Origin of the sequence: Frankia sp. R43 (assembly GCF_001306465.1) — a bacterium.
Classification (GTDB): Bacteria; Actinomycetota; Actinomycetes; order Frankiales; family Frankiaceae; genus Parafrankia; species Parafrankia irregularis.
This window is the reverse complement of the sequence record NZ_LFCW01000004.1, coordinates 690,616-711,152: the sequence shown is the minus strand read 5'-3', so window position 1 is coordinate 711,152 and position 20,537 is coordinate 690,616. Positions and strand designations below refer to the sequence as shown.

15 protein-coding genes and 1 riboswitch are annotated in these 20,537 nt (G+C 73.0%); of the genes, 8 read left to right on the top strand and 7 right to left on the bottom strand.

The features are described 5' to 3' along the window. Both ACG83_RS20280 and ACG83_RS20275 read right to left on the bottom strand, forming a co-directional pair. Window positions 1-1,281: an iron ABC transporter permease gene (locus ACG83_RS20280; protein WP_235498038.1), complete on the bottom strand. Its 1,281-nt coding sequence runs from the start codon at window positions 1,279-1,281 to the stop codon at window positions 1-3. After that, the gene (locus ACG83_RS20275; protein ID WP_054567757.1) at window positions 1,281-2,480 is read right to left on the bottom strand and encodes an ABC transporter substrate-binding protein; all 1,200 of its coding nucleotides are present in this window, start codon (window positions 2,478-2,480) and stop codon (window positions 1,281-1,283) included. Before ACG83_RS20275 ends, ACG83_RS20280 begins: the two co-directional genes overlap by 1 nt. A gap of 35 nt (window positions 2,481-2,515) precedes the next feature. Next, a riboswitch (cobalamin riboswitch) is annotated at window positions 2,516-2,707 on the bottom strand. Between the two features lie 9 nt (window positions 2,708-2,716). On the opposite strand from ACG83_RS20275, the gene ACG83_RS20270 reads away from it, so the two are divergent. Together ACG83_RS20270 and ACG83_RS20265 are read left to right on the top strand one after the other, a co-directional pair. Next, complete coding sequence (locus ACG83_RS20270) at window positions 2,717-3,370, top strand: FecCD family ABC transporter permease (RefSeq protein WP_369812904.1); 654 nt, start codon at window positions 2,717-2,719, stop codon at window positions 3,368-3,370. Next, on the top strand, window positions 3,367-4,197 hold the full coding sequence (locus ACG83_RS20265; protein ID WP_083473394.1) for an ABC transporter ATP-binding protein: 831 nt from the start codon (window positions 3,367-3,369) through the stop codon (window positions 4,195-4,197). The genes ACG83_RS20270 and ACG83_RS20265 overlap by 4 nt, the downstream gene beginning before the upstream one ends. Here ACG83_RS20265 and ACG83_RS20260 read toward each other — a convergent pair. Then, window positions 4,130-5,059, bottom strand: a complete 930-nt coding sequence (locus ACG83_RS20260; RefSeq protein WP_054567756.1) for a hypothetical protein — start codon at window positions 5,057-5,059, stop codon at window positions 4,130-4,132. The two genes, ACG83_RS20265 and ACG83_RS20260, sit on opposite strands and share 68 nt — an antisense overlap. Next, on the bottom strand, window positions 5,052-8,279 hold the full coding sequence (locus ACG83_RS20255) for a DEAD/DEAH box helicase (RefSeq protein WP_054567948.1): 3,228 nt from the start codon (window positions 8,277-8,279) through the stop codon (window positions 5,052-5,054). The genes ACG83_RS20260 and ACG83_RS20255 overlap by 8 nt, the downstream gene beginning before the upstream one ends. Before the next feature lie 172 nt (window positions 8,280-8,451). Between ACG83_RS20255 and ACG83_RS20250 the strand changes: the two genes are divergently transcribed. Further along, window positions 8,452-9,081: a hypothetical protein gene (locus tag ACG83_RS20250; RefSeq protein WP_054567755.1), complete on the top strand. Its 630-nt coding sequence runs from the start codon at window positions 8,452-8,454 to the stop codon at window positions 9,079-9,081. 297 nt (window positions 9,082-9,378) lie between these two features. Further along, entirely contained in the window at window positions 9,379-10,920 is a 1,542-nt protein-coding gene (locus ACG83_RS20245) for a PepSY domain-containing protein (RefSeq protein WP_054567947.1), read from the top strand. A 100-nt stretch (window positions 10,921-11,020) separates the two neighbouring features. On the opposite strand, the gene prpB is transcribed toward ACG83_RS20245, so the two are convergent. Together prpB and ACG83_RS20235 are read right to left on the bottom strand one after the other, a co-directional pair. Beyond that, window positions 11,021-11,914 carry a methylisocitrate lyase gene (gene prpB / locus ACG83_RS20240; RefSeq protein WP_054567754.1) on the bottom strand — a complete coding sequence of 298 codons (894 nt, stop codon included), beginning with the start codon at window positions 11,912-11,914 and terminating at the stop codon, window positions 11,021-11,023. A gap of 54 nt (window positions 11,915-11,968) precedes the next feature. Further along, a complete protein-coding gene (locus tag ACG83_RS20235) occupies window positions 11,969-13,477 on the bottom strand; it encodes an MmgE/PrpD family protein (protein WP_054567753.1) in 1,509 nt (502 codons plus the stop codon). Between the two features lie 270 nt (window positions 13,478-13,747). Here ACG83_RS20235 and ACG83_RS20225 point away from each other — a divergent pair, with 270 nt between their 5' ends. From ACG83_RS20225 to ACG83_RS20210, 4 genes are all read left to right on the top strand, one after another. Next, entirely contained in the window at window positions 13,748-14,185 is a 438-nt protein-coding gene (locus ACG83_RS20225) for a hypothetical protein (protein ID WP_152991452.1), read from the top strand. Window positions 14,186-14,488: 303 nt separating this feature from the next. Further along, window positions 14,489-16,039: a hypothetical protein gene (locus ACG83_RS20220; protein WP_063793134.1), complete on the top strand. Its 1,551-nt coding sequence runs from the start codon at window positions 14,489-14,491 to the stop codon at window positions 16,037-16,039. Between the two features lie 81 nt (window positions 16,040-16,120). Continuing rightward, window positions 16,121-17,818, top strand: coding sequence for an FAD-binding dehydrogenase (locus ACG83_RS20215; protein WP_054567749.1), 1,698 nt, complete (start codon window positions 16,121-16,123; stop codon window positions 17,816-17,818). Between the two features lie 113 nt (window positions 17,819-17,931). Continuing rightward, on the top strand, window positions 17,932-19,086 hold the full coding sequence (locus ACG83_RS20210) for an epoxide hydrolase family protein (RefSeq protein ID WP_054567748.1): 1,155 nt from the start codon (window positions 17,932-17,934) through the stop codon (window positions 19,084-19,086). A 92-nt stretch (window positions 19,087-19,178) separates the two neighbouring features. On the opposite strand, the gene ACG83_RS20205 is transcribed toward ACG83_RS20210, so the two are convergent. Beyond that, window positions 19,179-20,510 (bottom strand): GDSL-type esterase/lipase family protein, encoded by a 1,332-nt coding sequence (locus tag ACG83_RS20205; RefSeq protein WP_054567946.1) that lies wholly within the window; start codon window positions 20,508-20,510, stop codon window positions 19,179-19,181. Between the last annotated feature and the right edge of the window lie 27 nt (window positions 20,511-20,537).

Genomic DNA, 20,537 nt, shown 5'->3' with positions numbered 1-20,537 from the left:
TCAGGCGGCCCCCGCCGCGGCGGCGCGGGCCCGCAGCAGCACCGCGATCACGATCGGAGCACCGAGCAGCGAGGTGACGACGTTGATCGGCAGCACCTGGTCGGTACCGGGCAGCTGCGCGGCGATCGAGCAGGCCAGCGCGACCAGCGCGCCGGTGAGCAGCGTCGCCGGGACGAGCAGCCGGTGGTCGGCGCTGCCGAGCAGGCGGCGGGCGATGTGCGGCACGGCGATGCCGAGGAAGGCGACGGGCCCGCAGAACGCGGTCACCGAGCCGGCGAGCACCGACGCGCCGACGAGGGTGACCACGCGGACCCGGCGCAGCCGCAGGCCGAGGGTGCGGGCGTAGTTCTCGCCGAGCAGCAGCGCGTTGAGCGGTTTGACGGTCAGCAGTGCGACGCCGAGCCCGACACCCACGATGGGCGTGAAGACGGCGAGATCGCTGTTGGACGTCCCGGAGAAGCTGCCCAGCGACCAGATCCAGTACTGGACGGCCCGCTCCGGCGCCGTCCAGGTGAGCAGCAGGCTGACCAGTGAGCTGACGGCGCTGTTCAGGATGACGCCGATGACGAGCAGGGTGACGACGGACCGCACCCACTGGGCGAGCACGAGCACGGCACCGAGGACGGCGGCGGCACCGACCGCCGCGGCGACGACCACCCCGAACCGGCCGCTGCCGGCGACACCGGCGGTGAACACTCCGGCGGAGCCGCCGACCCCGGCGACGACGGCGGCGACCCCGAAGCTGGCCCCGGAGCTGACGCCGAGGGAGTAGGGGTCGGCGAGCGGATTGCGGAACAGGGTCTGCATCTGCAGTCCGGCCACGCCGAGCGCCGCCCCGGCGAGTGCGGCGGTGAGCGCCCGAGGCAGCCGGATCTCGCGGATGACGATCGTCCACCGGTGGTCGTGCGGTTCGCTTCCGACGAGCACCCGCAGGGTCTCGTCGAGCGGGATGGAGACCGAGCCGACCGCCAGGGCCAGCAGGAACATCGCGACCAGGCCGGCGACGAGCCCGCCGAGGACGACCGCGGCACGGGCCCGACGCCGTCCGACGGCACCCGGACTGCCGCTGGCACTCGGACTGCCGCTGGCACCCTGGCTGCCGGCGGCGGCCCGGTTCGCGGATGCCAGCGAGGTCGCCGGCGCCACCGCGGGCACCGGTGCCTCCGATGACGCGGAGGCGACCGCTGGTGCTGCCACCACGGGTGGTGGTGTGGGGGCCGGGCCGGGAGGCGCCACCGGGTTGGTGGACGCCTCCGCGGCCGCTCTGAACAGCGCCGTCACTACTTCAGCTGCTGGTAGAAGGCGAACGTGTGGTTCGGGAAGGCGTCCGGGTGCAGGATGGCGGCGAGGTCACCGAGGACGAGATCGGGCCGGGCCACGCCGCGCTCCCGGTAGTCGTTGCCGCCGTCGGTGTTGGTGACGAGGTTGTTGTCCCACACCTGGCCGTCGCGGACGGCCGTGAGCTGGCCGTAGCGCGCGTCCTCGGCGGTGATGTCGCCCAGTTTCCTCCACTCGCCGTCGGCGAGCCAGATCTTCGCGCTGCCGGCCTTGGTGAAGACGGTCTCGAAGTCGAGCTCGAGGCTGCCGGCGTCCGTCGAGTCGGCCCAGGGGTAGCTGGCGCCGGCGTCGGCGAGCAGCTTGGCGACGTAGCTGCCACCCGAGGGCATGTACCAGGTGCCCTGGTACATGCTGCCGACCAGCACCGGCACCGCCTTCTCGTCCGGGACCTTGGCGGCGATCGCGTCGTAGTCGGTCTCGATCCTGTCGAAGACCTTGGTGGCCTTCTCCTCGTCGCCGGTGAACGCCGCCATGAACTTCACCCATTCGGCGCGCCCCAGCGGGTCGCCCTCGAGCCATTCGGCGTTGGCGACGACGGGAACGCCGGCGTCACGCAGCTTCTGGAACTCGGGGACGTCGTACCCGTCGGTCATCAGCACGTCCGGCGCCCCGGTGACGACCCGCTCGGTGTCGATCTGGCCGTTGCTGGCGTACTCGACGACCTTGCCCGCGTCGACGAGGCCGCGCACCTCCTTGTTGATCACATAGGTGCCGGTCGCCACCCCGGTGAGGACGTCGAGCCGGCCCAGGTCGGCCAGCAGCGGCAGGTGGGTCGTCGAGCCGGAGTAGAGGCTGGTGATCGGGGTCTCGATGCGCGGTGCGTCGGCCAGGTCACCGGTGAGCTCCGGCTTCGGGGTGCCGCACCGGTACAGCACGTACGACTCGGGCTTGCCGTCCGGGTACGGCTCCTTCACCGTGACGACCTGGTAGGCCTTCTCGTAGGTGATCGTGAAGTTCTTCGCGTACTCCAGCGTCGAATGCACCGGGAAGTAGTCGGTGTTCTCGTCGAACGAACTGACGCAGCCACGGGCGTCCGTGCCCGCGTCGGCGGCGGCCGGCGACGGATCGTCGTCGCCGCAGCCCGCCAGCAGTGCGGGGATGAGAAGGAGAGTGGCGCTCAGGGCCACCAGACGTGCGCGCATGCGGAGTGAAGCCGCCTTCCAGCACCTCGTGGACGGATTCGCGGGGGTGCCGTGGCCGGTCTCCTGGCTGACGGGTGGTGCGACACCGGCCGCCTTCCCAGGCGACGATTCCGACGCTCAGTGACTCCCCGACGGGCGGGGACTGGCCGGTGACATCCCGATAACAGTGGCGAGGGCCGCGCCGGTTCCACACCGGCTTCCCGAACACCACGGCGCGACGAACTGTACGAGAACGCCTGCATCATCTGCAAGGCGATGCAGACGATCTGCTCTGCGCGGGCCTGCTGCTCGGCCTGTCCTGGCTGCGCGGCGCCTCGCCGGTCACCCTCATCCTGGTCGGGACGGCGCTGACCTACCTGTTCCAGGCGCTCACCTCGACGATGCAGTACATCGCCAGCGAGAACCAGCTGGCCGAGATCGTCCGGTGGAGCTTCGGCAGCGTCAACGCGGCGACCTGGGGCCAGGTCGCCGCGGTCGGGGTGCCGGTCGGTGTCGCGCTGGTGCTGCTGACCGGACAGGCCGCCAACCTCAACGCGATCGCGTTCGCCGGCGACGACGCCGCGCGCAGCCTGGGTGTGGACGTCACCCGCACCCGGCTGGTGTGCAGCCTGCTGGCGGTGATGCTGGCCGCGGTCATCGTCAGCTTCACCGGCGTGATCGGATTCGTGGGGCTGGTCGCCCCGCACATCGCCCGGCTGATCGTCGGGGCCGATCACCGCTTCCTGCTGCCGTTCGCCGCGATCGCCGGTGCCCTGCTGGTACTGGCCGCCGACACCGCCGGGCGCACCCTGTTCGCCCCGGCCGTCATCCCGGTCGGGATCGTCGTCGCCTTCCTCGGGGCGCCGCTGTTCATCAACCTCGTCCTGACCCGCCGCAGGCAGTTCCTGTGAGCGCCCCGGCTGCGAGCACACCGCCGGTGACCGCGCCGGAGCCCACCCTCGACATCCGCGGCGCGTGTTTCGCCTACGGGCGCCGGATGGTGCTCACCGACCTGGACCTCACCGTGGCCCGGGGAACCGTCGTCGGCCTGCTCGGCCCGAACGGCAGCGGGAAGTCCACCCTCATCCGGGGCATCTGCCGCGTCCACCGGCCGAAGGCGGGAACGTTCCGGCTCGGTGACACTGACTTGCACCGGCTGGTGCCGCGGGAGCTCGCCCGGATCACCGCGTACGTCCCGCAGGGCTCGCCCGGCCCGTTCGCCCTGACCGTCACCGAGGCCGTCATGCTCGGCCGTACCCCGCACACCCGGCTGCGGCCGTCACGCGAGGACGCCCGCCACGTCCGCGAGGCGATGGAGCTGCTGGACCTCACCGCCCTCGCGGACCGGCATGTCGACGAGCTCTCCGGCGGCCAGGCACAGCGGGTCGTCATCGCCCGCGCCCTCGCCCAGCAGCCCCGGGTGCTGCTCCTGGACGAGCCGACCAGCGCCCTCGACCTGCGCCACCAGGTCGAGACCCTGCACCTCGTGCACACCCTGGCCGCCGAGCGCGACCTCCATGTGCTGATGGCCATTCACGACCTGAACCTCGCGGCGCGCTTCTGCCACCAGGTCGCCCTGTTGCACGGCGGCCGCGTCCTGACCACCGGAGCACCGGCCGACGTCTACCGCGCCGACGTCCTGGAGCAGGTCTACGGCCTGCCGGTGGAGGTCAGCCGCCACCGCGGCGTGCCCGAGATCCGGCCCCGTCTGCCCGAGACACGGCGGGCGGGGTCGTAGCGGGTGACGCCCGGGGCGTGGTGAGGATCCGGTAGGCCGGGCGCAGCACCTCGCGCAGATCGCCGAACGGTTCCACGACCAGCGGCCCGCACAGGTCCAGCAGGATGTCGGGACGTCCCGTGGGCCCGCTCCGGTCAGCCGTGCCTTCGCGGCGGCCTTCGGAGCCCGGCGACGTCCAGCTGGCCGGGTCCGGAGCCGTCCGTTGAGGATCCGGAGACGTCCAGAACCCGGCCGGGTCGGTCGGCGGCGCCGTGGCCGGCTGGACGTCGCCGGTCGCGGGGGCGGGGGAGCGTGGGCGCAGGTGCCGGATCTCGGTGAGCAGCGCGTCGCGTTCCCGGCCGCGCAGGGCGAGCAGGGTGAACGGGTCGGTGTCGATCGTTTCGGCGAGCTGGTGGCAGGCCGCGACGAGGTGGGCGCACGGCCGCTGCCAGTCGGTGCAGGTGCAGTCCATCGCCAGGTCGTCGGCGCGCTGCGGGAACAGGGTGAGCCCGCGGGCGGCGAACGTGTCCTCGATGTCCGCGGGCAGGGAGCCGGCCAGCAGCGCGGCGGCGTACCGGGCCTGGGCGGCCAGTGCGCCCGCGGCCTGGCTCCAGGCGTCGTCGCCGAAGGTCCGGACGGCAAGCCGGGGCTTGTGCAGGTCCTCGCCGCGGTCCCGGACCAGGGCGACGACGAGGTTGCCGGTGCGCCGCACGGTCAGGACCGCCTCGGTGCGGGCCAGGGCACGGCCGGCGCGCAGCGGCTCGGGCAGGGTCATGCCCTCGATCAGCTCGAGGAACCGTGCGGACCACCAGGCCCGGCGGCTCCGCTCCCGGTCCCGGTCCCGGCCCCGGTCCGGCTGGCCGCGGGTGGGCGGCTCAGCCATCGACGGCGTCGGGGGCGAGGGTGACGAGGTCCCGCAGCTCGTCGGTGGAGAGCGTGGCCAGCCAGCTCTCCCCGCCGCCGACGACGGTGCGGGCCAGCGCGGCCTTGTCGGTGAGGATGCGGTCGATCCTCTCCTCCAGGGTGCCCATGCACAGCAGGGTGCGGACCCACACGTCGCGACGCTGCCCGATGCGATGGGCGCGGTCGGTGGCCTGCGCCTGGGCCGCCGGGTTCCACCACCGGTCGATGTGGATGACGTGGTTCGCCGTGGTCAGGTTGATGCCGTTGCCGCCGGCTTTCAGCGAGAGGAGGAAGACCCCGGGCCCGGAGCTGGTCTGGAAGCGTTCGACCAGGGCGTCGCGCTCGGCGGCGCGCAGGCCGCCGTGCAGGAACGACACCTCCACCCCGAGCCGGGCGGACAGGTGCGGTGCGAGCATCGCCCCGAACCGGGCGAACTGGGTGAAGCACAGCGCGCGCTCGCCGTCCGCGACGATGCCGGTGAGCAGATCTTCCAGCCGGGCGAGCTTCCCGGAGCGGCCGGGCAGCGCCGAGGAGTCGCCGAGCAGGTGGGCCGGGTGGTTGCAGACCTGCTTGAGCCGGGTCATCGCGGCCAGCACCACGCCGCCCCGCCGCACGGTGGCGGACGGGTCCCGCAGCCGCTCCATCATGTCGTCGACGACCGCCCGGTACAGCGAGGCCTGCTCCGGGGTCAGGGTGCACAGCTGGCGCAGTTCCACCTTGGACGGCAGGTCGCGCAGCACCGCCGGGTCGGTCTTCACCCGGCGCAGCACGACCGGGTGGATCCGTCGGCGCAGCCGGGCGGTCGCCTCCGGGTCGGCGTACCGCTCGATCGGCACCGCGTAGCGGGCGCGGAACGCGGCGGCGGAGCCGAGCAGGCCCGGGTTCACCGCGTGCATGATCGACCACAGGTCGCCGAGGCGGTTCTCGACCGGCGTCCCGGTCAGCGCGATCCGGTGCCGGGCGGTCAGCTGGCGGACGGCGCGGGCCTGCGCGGTCGCCGCGTTCTTGATCTGCTGCGCCTCGTCGAGGACGAGCCGCTCCCAGGCGACCGCGCGGAACGCCGCGATGTCGCGGACGAGCCGTGGATAGGTGGTGAGGACGAGGTCATGCCCGGACGCGGCCTCGGCGACACCCGGGCCGTCCTGCGGGACGGCCGCGTGATGGGCGTGAACGGTCAGACCGGGAGCGATCCGCGCCGCCTCGCGCCGCCAGTTTCCCAACACCGAGGTCGGGCAGACGACGAGGGTCGCCCCGCGGCGGGCGGCGGCCCGGGCTCGCAGCTCCAGGGCGAGCACCTGGATGGTCTTGCCCAGGCCCATGTCGTCGGCGAGGACCGCGCCGAGGCCGAGCCGGTCCAGCAGCGTGAGCCAGGCCAGTCCCTGCACCTGGTAGGGACGCAGCCGCACTCCCAGCCCAGCCGGTGGTTCGACGGGTTCCGTCCGCGACACCGCCGCCCCGGATCCGTCACCCGGCCGAGGTCCGCCCGGCGGGCCGTCCGGGCCGGCGAGCAGCGCGCCGAGCCAGCCGTCCGCCACCACCTCGACATCCGCGCCGGCCTGGTCCGCGCCGCCCTGGTCGGGGCCGAGACCCGCGTGGGCGAGAACGTCGCCGACGGTCATCCGGCCGCCGCCCGTCTGGCGGGCCAGGTCCAGGTCGGCGAGCTGGCCCGGGTCCACCCGGGTCCACCTGCCGCGCAGCCGCACGAGGCCGGCCCTGGCCTTCGCGAGACGTTCGAGCTCCACGCGGCTCAGCTCGACACCGCCGAGGCTGACGGCCCAGCGGTAGTCGACGATCCGCGCGAGATCCGTCGTGACGTCCCGCAGGATCGGCGTCACCGGGTCCACCGCGCGGACGGTGAGGCGGGCCGTCGGCCGGGCCGGGCGCACCCACCAGGACGGCACCAGCACCCCGAAGCCCTCCTGCTCCAGGGCACCTGTGAGCTCCAGGAACCGCTGCGCCCGCGCCAGGTCCAGATCGAGGCTCGCCGGCCGGGCCTCCCGCAGAGCCCGGTCGAGGTCCGGCCAGACCGCGACGGCCCGGCCGAGCCCGGCGAGCAGCGCCTCCTCGGCATCGGTGGTCCACCCGGCGGGGCCGGCGGGCCCCGTGGGACGGCGCCGCCAGATCTGGCCCGCCGGTACCTGGACGCCCGGGTCGTCGACCGCCTGCAGCAGGAAGTCGACCCGCCAGGCGTCGTCGTCGCCCGGGGATCCCCGCGACAGCGCCCCCGGCTCGGTCAGCCGGAAGCACACCCGCAGCGCGGACGGCCATTCGCCGCCCGCCCGCCACGTCTCGACCTTCGCGGCGAGCTCGCGGCCCGCGGTGCCGGTGGCCGTAAACCGCGGAGTGCCGTGGGTCCCATCCGTCCCGCCCGAGCCGTCGGAGTCATCCGTCCTGTCGGCGCCGTCGAGCGCGCGCAGCCAGCCGGCCGCCGCCCGCGCCGCCGCCGTCCGGCGCGGCCCCGGGACACCGAGGCGGCGGCCGGATTCCCGCAGCCGCTGTCGGACGTGCGTCTCCACCCGGTGATCGAGCGCGGCACCCAGCGTCGTGACCGCGTCGTTCCAGGACTCGCCCCCCGCCGCGGTCGGGGCGGCGGCCCGGAACGCGGGTGGCATGGCCGCGACCAGCTCGTCAAACCGCACGGCGTCCGGCCCGGTCAGGACGGGCGACCAGCGGGCCAGGGGCCGCGCGCCGTCCCATCCGACCGCGGGAAGCACCCGGCCGCGGTCGACCAGCTCCACCCCGAAGGCGTCGACGGCCAGCAGGAACCCCGCGGACGCCCCGAGCCGGACGCCCTCCCCGGGCTCCCACCACGGGCCGGACGCCGGCGAGAGGTCCGGACAGATCGTGTCGACCCGCCACGTCCGCAGAACCGGGCCCTGGGCCTGCGCGGTGTGGTCCGTCCCGGCGGTGCTCCGCGCTCCTGGACCGGCCGAGCCGGCAATCGCGGTGCTGAGCGCGGCCGCCAGCTCCGGCGACGCCAGCGGTGCGCCACTGGTCAGGCTTGGCAGGAGCACGGCGAGGCGCCCGGACGCGGCGGGTCGGACCCCCGCGAGCGGCGCCAGGTCCGAGGCCATCGCGGCGAAGGGGTGCGCGGACGGGTCCGCTGCGGTCTCTCGTGGGGACCGGCCATACCGCCGCGCGTCCTCCGCCCACAGCACCGGCAGGCCCGAAGGCGTGCAGACGCCGTGCACGACCAGCATCACCACTCCCCAGGGGCCACCACCCGGATTCGGGTGTCTCCACACCGGCTCACCCCGGAGCCTATGCGGGAACACGCAGGCTCCGGGGCGGGGGAGGGCCTGCGGGGCGACCAGCGCGGGCCCTATCGAGTGCGTGTCGGACTGAGCACGATCTGACTATGATTCCGGAACTGTGATCTGGGCCGCGACGCCGCTCGGGCGGGCCGCGCGTGCCTCGGCTGTGTCCGTGCTGGCCGTCGTCCTGGCGGTCCTCGCCCATGTGGCGGCCTGTGACCGGCTGCCGAGCCTGCCGGTCACCGCGTGCGGGAGCCTGCTGGCGCTGCGCGTGTGCTGGGGCAACACCGGGCGGCGGATGTCGCCGCCGCGCCTCGGCGGCCTGGTGCTGGGCGTCCAGGCAGGTCTGCACCTCGGCTTCGCCATGACGGAGCCGGCGCACGGCACCCACCGCGGCCTGCCCGCTCACGGTTCCATGGCGATGCCGGTGGGAGCCCTGGACTCGGCCGGCATCGACCTGCTGCCCGGTGGCGCGCGGATGGCGCTCCTGCATCTGGCGGCGGCACTCGTCCTGGCCTGGTGGCTCTCCGTGGGAGAGCGGCTGCTGTGGCGGGCCGCCCGCGGGGCCGCGGCCGTGGCCCGCCGGGCGGCGGGCCGCCTGCGCCGCCGTCGTTTGTACGGGCTCTGCCCGCTGCCGGTCCCGGCCGTTGTGCGGCAGCGCCGGCCGGCGGCGGACCGGGCGCCGCACCTCGCCCAGCTGGTTCATCTCGTCGTCCGCAGGGGACCTCCGAACCCCCGCCCGGCCTGACCGGTACCCGGTGCCGTCCCGTCGATCACAGGTGGGACGGCTGATCCGTCGTGCCGCGATCCGGCCCGGCACCGCCGTTCCGCCTTCGACGCGGCACGGATCCGACCACCGCCGCCGCCTCCGCTGCGGACGCACGCGCTGACGCCGACGCGCTCACAGTCGCGGACGCGGGCGCGCACGCCGATCGCGACGCGGTGCGGCCACCGCATGCCTCGACACACCTGTTCGGAGAGCCCTGTGACCACGCTCGACAAGTCGGGGTCATCCCCCGACGACGCGGCAACCGACGCCGCGCACATGAACGATCTCCCTGAGACCCGCAGCCCCGCTGCCCGGACCGCTGACGTCCCCGAGCCTCGCGAGCCGGAATCCGAGAGTGTCTCCCCGCCGGTCGGACGGACGTCCCGCGGATGGCGGCCACTGCTGCTGCGGCTGCACTTCTACGCCGGGGTGCTGGTGGCGCCGTTCCTGGCGATCGCCGCGCTGACCGGCCTCGCGTACACGCTCACCCCGCAGCTCGACCGGCTGGTGTACGCCGACGAGCTCTACGTCGACGAGGTGGGCACCATGCCGCGGCCTCTCGCCGAACAGATCAGCGCGGCGCTGGCCGCGCATCCCGAGGGCACCTTCGCCTCGGTGCTCACCGGCGACGCCCCGGACAGGACCACCCGGGTGGTCCTGTCCGTCCCCGAACTGGGGGACCGGCAGCGCACCGTCTACGTCGATCCGTACACCGGTCGGGTACAGGGGGTCCTGACCACCTGGTGGGGCAGCACGCCACTGACCACCTGGCTGGACGACCTGCACCGCAACCTGCATCTCGGCTCGTTCGGTCGGCACTATTCGGAGACCGCGGCGAGCTGGCTGTGGATCGTCGCGCTCGGCGGCCTCGTGCTCTGGCTGGCCCGCCGCCGCCAGGCTCTCGGGGTAAGCCGGGCCCGGCGGGCCCGGGGTGCGCTGCTGCCAGACCTGACCGCCCGCGGCCGGCGGCGCACCCTGGGCTGGCACGGCAGCCTCGGCATGTGGCTGCTCGTGGGACTGCTCTTCCTCTCCGCGACCGGACTGACCTGGTCCCGCTACGCCGGGGAGAACTTTTCCCGGGTGCTGGACGCGGCCGACAGCCACACGCCGAGCCTCGACACAGCCTTGCCCCAGGCGACGTCCACCACCACCGGCGGCGCGGGCGGGGCACATCAGGGGCACGCGGTGGACGGTCTCGCCGCCACCGATGCCGGCGCGACTGATGCCGGTGCCGTGGCGGCCTCGGCGGCGGCGCCGGTCGACCGGGTCGTCGCGGCGGCCCGTGCGGCTGGCCTGGATGGTCCCATCGAGGTCACGCCGGCCGGCGACGCGGCGAGCGCGTGGTCGGTGGCGCAGACCGACGGCCGCTGGCCGGTGCGCTTCGACCAGGTCGCGGTCAACCCGGTGAACGGCCGCGTCGTCAACGAGGTGCGCTGGGACGACTGGCCGCTGCTCGCACAGCTGAGCAAGCTGGGCGTGAGGGCGCACATGGGCGAGCTGTTCGGCGTCGCGAATCAGATCCTGCTGGCAGGCCTCGCGCTCGGACTGCTCTGCATGATCGTCTGGGGCTACCGGATGTGGTGGCAGCGCCGCCCCACCCGCGCCGATCAGGCGGGCATCGTCGGCCCGCTACCCGCTCGCGGTGCGTGGCGGCGGCTGCCGAAGCCGGCGCTGGCCCTGCTGATCCTGATCACCGTGGCCGTCGGGTGGGCGCTGCCTGCCCTCGGGGTGACGCTGCTCGCCTTCCTTCTGCTCGACCTCACGGCCGGGCTGCTGCAGCGGCGACGGCGGAAACTCGCGCGAGGCGCCTCTGCCTGAGGCGGCATCACGGGCGGCGGCGTCCGGCCCTGACGAAGGCCAGCCGACGAACTCGGCCAGCCGACGAACGGCCGGCGCCGTCCGCCCGGGCGCGATCCGATCAGATCCGGAAGTTGAAGAGGTTCGTGTCGAAGGTGTTGTAGGCGGGGTAGTCGAGCAGTTCGTAGAGCCGGGCGCGGGTCTGCATGCGGTCGACGAGGCCGGCCTGGGTGCCGTCGGCGAGCAGCCGGCGCAGGCCGTCCTCGACGGCGCCCATCGCCAGGCGCAGCAGGGTGACGGGGTAGATGACCAGGTTCACGCCGGCCGAGTGCAGGGTGTCGGCGGTGAGCAGCCCGCTTTTGCCGAACTCGGTCATGTTGGCGAGGATCGGCACGTCGACAGCCCGCCGGACGGCTTCGAACTCGGCCGCGTCCGCCATCGCCTCGGGGAAGATCATGTCGGCTCCGGCGTCGACGTAGGCGCGTCCGCGTCCGATGGCGCCGTCAAGGCCTTCGATCGCGCGGGCGTCGGTGCGGGCGCAGATGACGAAGTTCTCGTCCCGGCGGGCGGCGACGGCGGCCCCGATGCGCCGAACCATCTCCGCGGTCGGCACGACCGCCTTGCCGTCGAGGTGCCCGCACCGTTTCGGATTGACCTGGTCCTCGATGTGGCAGCCGGCGAGGCCGGCGTCCTCCATGGTCTGGATGGTGCGGGCGACGTTCATCGGCTCGCCGAAGCCGGTGTCGGCGTCGACGAGGGTGGGCAGGTCGGTGACCCGGGCGATCTGCCCGGCCCGGCTGGCGACCTCGGTGAGGGTGGTCAGGCCGATGTCGGGCAGCGCGAGATCGGCGGAGAGCACCGCGCCGGAGACGTAGACGCCTTCGAAGCCGAGCTCGGTGATGAGCACCGCGCTCAGCGGGTTGAACGCGCCGGGGAACCGCAGCAGCCCTCCGGAGCGCAGACCCTCGCGCAGCGCGGCCCGGCGGGCATGTGCGGGCGTTCTCGCGTGCAGCATCGGTCGGAGATCTCCCTTGCCTGGTGGAACCGTGGCTGGCCGCTGGAACTGCCGCTAGAAGATTCCCTCGGTGCCACTCGCGGTCAGCGGCGGCCGCGGGGTGATGGTGAGCCCGGCGAGCTCGTCGGGCCGCAGTTCGGGCAGCCGGACGGCGGTGTCGAGGAACCGGTCCTGCTCCGCGGCGGGGAGGATCCCCTCGGCGAGGCGGCGGAACTTGCCGATGTAGGAGTCCCGGCCGAACGGGCGGGCGCCGAGCGGGTGCGCGTCGGCGACGGCGATCTCGTCGGTGAGCGTCGTCCCGTCGGCCAGCTCGACGACGACCCGGGCGCCGAACGCCTTCTCCGCCGGGTCAGGGGAGTGGTAGCGCCGGGTCCACTCCTCGTCCTCCACGGTGGTGATCTTCCGCCACAGCTCGACGGTGTCGGGCCGGGTGGCCCGGTCGGGGGAGTAGGAGCGTTCGTGGTGCCAGTCGCCGTCCTGCAGGGCGACGGCGAAGATGTAGGGGATCGAGTGGTCGAGGGTCTCCCGGGTGGCCGTCGGGTCGTACTTCTGCGGGTCGTTCGCGCCCGAGCCGATCACGTGATGCGTGTGGTGGCTGGTGTGCAGCACGATCGCGCTGACCCGGGAGAAGTCGCCGATGGCCGGGCCGAGGCGGCGGGCGAGGTCGATGAGCGCCTGGCTCTGGTACTCGGCCGAGTGCTCCTTGGTGTACGTCTCCAGGATGGCGCGCCTGGCCTCGCCCGGTGCGGGGAGTGAGACGGTGTAGCCGGCCTCGGGCCCGCCCAGCAGCCAGGCGATGAAACCGTCCTCGCCCTCGTAGGCCGGAGCGGGCGCCCCCTCGCCGCGCATCGTCCGGTCGACGGCCTCCACCGCCAGCTTGCCGGCGAACGCGGGGGCGTACGCCTTCCACGACGAGATCGTGCCCTTGCGGGACTGCCGCGTCGTCGTCGTGGTGTGCAGCGCCTGCCCGACCGCCTGATAGATCGTCTCCGCCGGCAGGCCGAGCAGGGTGCCGATGCCGGCCGCGGCGGACGGGCCCAGATGGGCGATGTGGTCGATCCGGTGCTCGTGCAGGCAGATCCCCCGGACGAGCGCGGCCTGGATCTCGTAGCCGGTGGCGATCCCGCGTACGAGCGCCCGACCGTCGAGCCCGCGATGCTGGGCGACCGCAAGGACTGGCGGGATGTTGTCGCCGGGGTGGGAGTAGTCCGCGGCCAGGTAGGTGTCGTGGAAGTCCAGCTCGCGCACCGCGACACCGTTCGCCCACGCCGCCCACTCGGGGGAGACCCGGTCCCGCGCCGGCAGGCCGAAGACGGTGGCTCCGTCCCGGCCGGGAGCGGGCGCGTGGCGCAGCGCCTGGTCCCGGGCGGCGACCACCGGCCTGCGCGTGAGCGAGGCGGCGGCGACCCCCGCGTTGTCGATGACCCGGTTGATCACCATCTCGGCGACGTCGCCGTCGACCGCCACCGGGTCGGCGGCGACCGCCGCGATCTTCCACGCGAGCTGCTCCTGCGGCGCGAGCCGCTCCGCGCTGCGGTACACCCGGACCTGGTGGTCGATCATGCGCCGCTGCCTTCTTCCGGGTCATCGGGCCCCCGGCCTGTGATCGGCGCCGAGGGTGTGGTCCAGACGAGGATCGCAGCCGGACCGGTCGGAGCCTCGTCCAGCGTCGCGAACGGGATGTTGAACACCAGCTCGTGGAGCCCGCGAGGAAGCCGCGGGTCGGTGGGCCGAGTGTGCTCGGCGCGGAGCGGTATAGCGCCGTCGTACCGCATCTGGCCGGGAGCGAGGGTAATGTTGATCTCTTGGCAGGAATCGTCTGGGAGCCGCCTCGTGTCCGAACGGACTATTGCCCACTCCGCTTCCGGCGGATCACGAGGCTTCCCAGCTCGCAGTCTGGTCGTCGGCGTACTTTCGGCGCTCCTGGCGGTGTTTCTCGTCGGTGCCGCCATCTTCGCCGTCTGGTGTCGCGCGAGCTTTCATGTCTGGCCGTGGTCGTCGAGCCTGCCGGACCGGGTGACCTACTGCGGCCGCGAATACCTCGGGCCGGGTGATCCGGTCACGTTGGCCGAGGCGGAAGCGTTTGAGAACGGGGTCATCCGGAAGGTCGGCCACTACGGGTTCGGCGCTCTCGGCTGGTCCATCTACGCGAACCCGCAGTCAGAACAGGCCCGGACGGCCGTCAGCCCGCCACTTCCCTGCGCGATGGGGGTCTATCTGCGGACTGACGACGATCGGGTCGTGGCCTACACCCTCAGCGGCGGACCGTGAGCTCCCGGCATCGTGGCTGGTCGAGGCATAGTCAGCTACTCGGCCTTGTGGGCCCGTGGGTGATCGGCTAAAGTCGCTCCCGGTGTGCCGGGAAGTCTGGTCGGCGAAGCGTTCTGTGCTGTCCGCTGCCGTGTTGTACCGACTTCCCCGGGGGCCTTTGGAAATCCTCGACGTCACGCCCGTCTCCGCATTCGGAGTTCCGGGCGTTCCCAACCTCGCGTGCCGGTGGCGGCCTAACCGCCGTTCCGGCGTGTTCGGTCTGACCTTTCCGAAAGAGGATTCCATGCCCCGCCTGGTTCTCTCATGAGCACAGTTCCGCCGCCGGTAACCCACGCCCGAGACGATGGTGACGCGCCCCTGGCCATGCTTGGCTGGGCAGCCATCCTGTGGTTGTTCTCCGCGATCGCCCAGGTGCTGCTGGACCTGTTCTTCATCGTCCTGGCGCTCACCATCCGTGACGTGTTTCTCGGTATCGCGGTTGCCGCCGGCCTGCTGATCGCGGTACTGGTACCTGTTGTCGGGTTCCTGCGGCCGCCAGGCCGGGCGGTGGGCACCGAGGACGAGCCCGAGCTCACCGCCCTGGTGCGCCGGGCCGCCGGCCAGATGGGCTTTGACTCCCCGCTCGCGATCCGCATCACGCCGATTCCCGTGGCGAAGGTACGCCGTGGCTTCGGCAGGTGGTCGCCGACGCTGTTCCTGGGCTGGCCGCTGGTGCGTGAACTGACCGAGCCCCAGCTCACAGCGGTGGTCGCCCGGGGGATCGCCCGGCACCAGGTGACCGGTCGGCGCCACGACCTGCTGGACGCCTCGCGCGACCGGGTCGCGCGCGCTCTCACCAGCCGGATCCCACCACGCAGGGCGGCCGCCGCCGCCCTGCTGCATGCGACCTCGGAGTACCGCCGGCCGGTGGAGGCGGCGGCTGACGCTCGGGCCGCCGAGGCCCTGGGTGTCGCCGCGCTCGGTGGGGCCCTGACCAGGGCGACGCTGGTGGCGGGGGCTTTCGACCACCTCGGCGGGCGCTGGGCCGCGGCTCTCGCCCCGCGGTCGCGGTTCCCGGGGGACCTCTTCGAGGCACTCGAGAAGGCCCTGGACGATCCGCATGTTGTTCGCCAGCTCTGGGCGGCGATCGCGACGGACGGCGCTGCGGATCCGTGGCTTACGAGCCCGTGGCCTCCCCTGCCGCCGCGGCTGGCGGCGCTCGGGGAAGCCGCCGGGCTGTCGGGCGGAGATGTCGCCCCCGGGCTCGGGGCCACCGGGGGCGAACCGGTACACGTCCACCAGGCCGGAGAGCTTGACCGGTGGGCGCCCCGGGAGCTGTTCACCCGCTCCATGAACGACGTGCCTCGTCCCCTCCGCATTCTGGATGAACCCGCCGAGGTGCTCATGCCCATAGATGAGGCGCGCACGGCGCTTCGCGGAGCGACGGGCCGCGACACCGCGGCGGAGGGTGTGGCCGCCGCGGTCGACGCCCTGGAATCCGTGTCCACCGAGCGGGACAGCGGGGCCGCGGTGGAGGCCACGCGGGAGGGCACGGATTGGCGCCACCTCGCCCGTCGCATCGACTCCTCGGTCAGCACCGTTGCGCGGCCAGGCCGGGATGCGGTGGCTCGGGCGGTCCTCGCCGGCTGCCTCGGCCAGGTGATCAGCGCGGATCTGCTCGATGCCGGCTGGACGTCGGCGAGCCGGTGGACGACAGCTGTGCTTGTCGCACCCGACGGCCGGACCGTCGATCTGCGCGAGCTGATCGATCAGGCCATGGAGACCGGCGACGCGACACCGATCCGGACCTTGGTCGCCGCGGGCGTCTCCGCGACATCGCCCGGTGTGAAGGCGACACCGGGTGCGGAGGTGTGAACCGGCGCCGGCAGCGGCGAACGGCCAGAATGACTGTTCACGTGTGATCCGTGTCCGTGGCCGTGCACGCAGGAGGCGCTCGTGAGCTTCGAGCCTGACGTCATCGTGGTCGGTGCCGGCCTGGCGGGCCTGGTCGCCACCTACGAGCTGACGAGCGCCGGCAGACGGGTGCTGGTGGTCGAGCAGGAGAACCGCGGCAACCTCGGCGGGCAGGCGTTCTGGTCTCTCGGTGGGCTTTTCTTCGTGAACAGCCCCGAGCAGCGGCGCATCGGCATCCGCGACAGCCGTGAGCTCGCCTGGCAGGACTGGCTCGGTTCGGCCGCCTTCGACCGCCCCGCCGACGAGGACGTGTGGGGTCTGCGCTGGGCGCAGGCCTACGTCGACTGGGCGGCCACCGGCAAACGGCAGTACCTGCATGACCTGGGCCTGCGCACGCTGCCGATGGTGGGCTGGGCCGAGCGCGGCGACGGCTCGGCGACCGGGCACGGCAACTCCGTCCCGCGGTTTCACATCACCTGGGGCACCGGGCCGGGGGTCGTGGAGGTCTTCGCCAACCCGGTCCTGGCGGCGGAGAAGAAGGGGCTGGTCCGGTTCGCCTTCCGCCACCAGGTCGACGGCCTGCTCCTCGACGGCCCCTCCGTGGTCGGGGTCCGTGGGAGCGTGCTGGCGCCCGACGACGCCGCCCGTGGGGTCGCGTCGTCCCGGGCCGCGGTCGGGGAGTTCGAGCACCGGGCGCCGGCGGTGGTGGTGACGTCCGGCGGCATCGGGCACAACCACGAGCTCATGCGCCGCTACTGGCCGACCGAGCGGGTCGGCGCGGCACCCGCGCACATGATCGCCGGTGTCCCCGCCCACGTCGACGGCCGCATGCTCGCCATCGCCGAGAGCGCCGGCGGGCGGGTCGTCAACCGGGACCGGATGTGGGCCTACACCGAGGGCATCCACAACTGGGATCCCATCTGGGCGGACCACGCCATCCGCATCCTGCCCGGGCCCTCGTCGATGTGGTTCGACGCGGCCGGCCGGCGGCTGACCGGGATGTCCGGCGTGCCGGGGGCGGACTCGATCGGGGCGATGCGGCAGATCCTCGCCACCGGCCACGACTACTCCTGGTTCATCCTGACCCAGTCCATCATCGAGAAGGAGTTCGCGCTGTCGGGCTCCGAGCAGAACCCCGACATCACCGGCCGCGACATCGGGTTCCTGCTCCGCTCCCGCCTCGCGAAGGGCGCCCCCGGGCCGGTCGAGGCGTTCAAGCGACACGGGCAGGACTTCGTCGTCGCCGACAGCCTGCCGGAGCTGGTGGCCGCCATGAACCGGCTCGCCCGCGGGCCGCGGCTGGACCTGGCCGAGATCGAGCGGCAGATCGTCGCCCGCGACCGGGAGGTCGACAACCCGTTCAGCAAGGACGTCCAGATCATGGCGATCCACAACGGGCGCCGCCCCCGCCTCGACCGGTTCCTCCGGGTCGCGAAACCCCACCGGATCCTCGACCGGGCGCACGGCCCGCTGATCGGCGTCCGGCTGAACATCCTGTCCCGCAAGACACTCGGTGGCCTCCAGACCAACCTGGACTCCCAGGTCCTCGCCGCCGACGGCACTCCCGTGCCCGGCCTGTACGCCGCCGGTGAGGTCGCCGGCTTCGGTGGTGGGGGCGTGCACGGCTACAACGCGCTGGAAGGCACGTTCCTCGGCGGCTGCATCTTCTCCGGGCGCGCCGCCGGCCGAGCCCTCAGCCGCGGCGAAGCCGGCCGGTCCCACCGAGATCGAAACGGATAGTCCGCGACGTCGCGCCCGCCGGGCGTCGAGGTCGGACCCCTGGGCCGGCCCCGACGGCCCCGACGGCCTCGGCCAGGTCGCGGCCGACCCGTCCCACCTGGTATGGATATTTGATGCGAAACGTCGCTGTCGAGCCGTTCACGATCGAGGTGCCACAGCACGAGCTGGACGAGCTGCGGCGGCGGGTTCTCGCGACTCGTTGGCCGGAGGAGATCCCCGGCTCCGGTTCGATGTACGGCGCGAACCTGGACGCGGTACGCGAGCTCGCCCACTACTGGGCTACCGGATACGACTGGCGCCGCCACGAGCGGGAGCTCAACGGCTTCCCCCAGTTCACCACGGTGATCGACGGCCAGAAGCTGCACTTCCTGCACGTCCGCTCACCGCACGCCGAGGCCCTGCCGCTGGTGCTCACGCACGGCTGGCCCGGTTCGGTCAGCGAGTTCGTGAAGGTCATCGAGTCGTTGGTGGACCCGGTGGGCACCGGCGGCGACCCGGCTGACGCGTTCCACGTCGTCGTTCCGTCCCTGCCGGGGTACGGGTTCTCGGGGCCGACGACGGAGGCCGGCTGGGATGTCCGCCGGACCGCGCAGGCCTTCGACGAGCTGATGGCCCGGCTCGGTTACGACCGCTACGGCGCGCAGGGGGGTGACTGGGGCTCCATGGTCACCCGCCACCTCGGCGCGCTCGCCCCGAAGCGTGTCGTCGGCATGCACGTCAACATGCTGCCGGCGTTCCCGTCCGGCGCGCCCGACGACCTGGCCGATCTGACGCCGAACGAGGCCCGGCAGCGGGCCCGCGGCGAGGAGTACATGGCCGCGGGCCAGGGCTATCTGGCCATCCAGTCGAGCCGGCCGCAGACCCTGGCCTACGCCCTGCTGGACTCGCCGGTCGGGCTGCTGGCCTGGATCGCCGAGAAGTTCTGGGCCTGGACCGACCACGACGGTCGCTGGCAGGACGCGGTCACTCCGGACGAGCTCCTCACCGACGTCAGCATCTACTGGTTCACCGGCACCGCCGGCAGCGCCGCCCGGATGTACTACGAGTCGATGTCGTCGTTGGCCGTACTCCCCCCGGCGACCCGGGAGGTGCCGCTGGGAGTCGCCAGCTTCCCGGCCGAGATCCTGCTGGGCCGGCGTCGATGGGTCGAGGCGGACCACGACCTGCGGCAGTGGAGCGAGTTCGACCGTGGCGGGCATTTCGCCGCGCTGGAACAGCCCGAGCTTCTGGTCTCCGACGTCCGGAAGTTCTTCCGGCCGCTCAGATAGCAGGGCGGAGCACGAGAACACCGAGAACACCGAGAACGCCAGGAGCGCCAGGAACACCGGGAATGCCGGGAACGCGGAAAGCGCCGCGGGCGCTATTGCCGGCAGCCGCCGGTGGCGGTGTCGAGCAGGGCGAGGTCCACGGCGTTCGCCATGGCCCGGTATCCCTCCAGGTTGGGGTGGAGGTTGTCGACGGAGGCGTAGTCCGCGCGCAGGACCGCGGGATTCGCGGGATCACGCAGTGCCGCGTCGAAGTCGACCACACCGTCGGCTCGGGTCTGGCCACGGATCCAGGAGTTGACCCGCTGGCGGTGGTCCTCGCTGTTCGGCGCGAGGGCGGTGCCGTCGACGAGCGCGTCGGAGGCCGGAAGAAGGGTGCCGAGCCAGATCTTCGCACCGGCCGCGTGGGTCCGCTCGATCAGCTGGAGGTAACCGGCGATGATCTGCTCAGGGGTTGTGCCCGACTGCCCCAGATCGTTGGTGCCCTCCAACACCAGGACGCCGCCGACGCCGGCCTGCGCCAGGGCGTCGATATCGAAACGGGACAGACCGCTGGGCCCGGCGTGGAACGGCCGCCCGTCGGTGAGCAACTGGTTCCCGCTGATACCGGCGTTGACGACGGAGATCCCGATCCCGGCGTCGTCCAGGCGACGCTGAAGAACATCCGGGTACCGCCCGTTCGCGTCGGCCACGGACGCATCCGCGGGAGCGGTGAGCGCGGTGGCCCCGACGAAACCGTCGGTGATCGAGTCACCGAACGCGACGACGGAACGGATGCCGGCGGGTGCCATGACGTCCACCCCGTCGACGAACAGCCAGGCACCGGTGGTCGCGGTGAAACCGGCGCCGCCGGGCTGTGCGCTGAGGTCACCGCTGCGTGCCGCCGAATAGTAGGACGTCGCGTTGGCGTTCCAGTGCTTCGTGGGACCGTTCACCACGCCAGGGACAAAGATGCTCACCGCGAGCGGCGTGAACGCGGAGAAGGTGAGCGTGACCGGGTCGCTGGTCACGTCCTGGCCGGCGGGAACCGTCACGGACGGCGCGGTCCCGAACGTCACCGGCACGACGCCGGCCACCGCCGCGCCGTTCGTCGGCACCCCGACCGTGACCCGGCCGAACGTCACCGCTGACGAGCCGAAACGGTTCGACAGATGGATCCGAAGACTGGACCCGCCCAGGTGGGGAGTCACCACCATGCGTGCTGTCTGATCCGTGAGCGCCGAGGGCGAACGCCCCCCGGTGGCGTCCACCGGAACGAGCGAGTCGGTGGGGCTGCCGGCCCAGCTGGCCACCCAGTGGGATCCCGGGCAGTCCGTGGTCACGGTGGCCACTGCGGCCGTCTCGGGACCGGTGAGAACGGTGGCCGTGAGCGTGGCGAGCGCGACGAGCGCCGAGATCGCCGCGGAAGTCGGCCGGCGTCTCCCCATGAACCGCACGCCCTCCCTGTCTCCCGC

Coding starts and splice junctions, on each gene's coding strand:
- ACG83_RS20275 (WP_054567757.1), bottom strand. CDS start 2,480: ATGCGCGCACGTCTGGTGGCCCTGAGCGCCACTCTCCTTCTCATCCCC.
- ACG83_RS20260 (WP_054567756.1), bottom strand. CDS start 5,059: ATGGCTGAGCCGCCCACCCGCGGCCAGCCGGACCGGGGCCGGGACCGG.
- ACG83_RS20255 (WP_054567948.1), bottom strand. CDS start 8,279: ATGCTGGTCGTGCACGGCGTCTGCACGCCTTCGGGCCTGCCGGTGCTG.
- ACG83_RS20245 (WP_054567947.1), top strand. CDS start 9,379: ATGAACGATCTCCCTGAGACCCGCAGCCCCGCTGCCCGGACCGCTGAC.
- prpB (WP_054567754.1), bottom strand. CDS start 11,914: ATGCTGCACGCGAGAACGCCCGCACATGCCCGCCGGGCCGCGCTGCGC.
- ACG83_RS20235 (WP_054567753.1), bottom strand. CDS start 13,477: ATGATCGACCACCAGGTCCGGGTGTACCGCAGCGCGGAGCGGCTCGCG.
- ACG83_RS20220 (WP_063793134.1), top strand. CDS start 14,489: ATGAGCACAGTTCCGCCGCCGGTAACCCACGCCCGAGACGATGGTGAC.
- ACG83_RS20210 (WP_054567748.1), top strand. CDS start 17,932: ATGCGAAACGTCGCTGTCGAGCCGTTCACGATCGAGGTGCCACAGCAC.
- ACG83_RS20205 (WP_054567946.1), bottom strand. CDS start 20,510: ATGGGGAGACGCCGGCCGACTTCCGCGGCGATCTCGGCGCTCGTCGCG.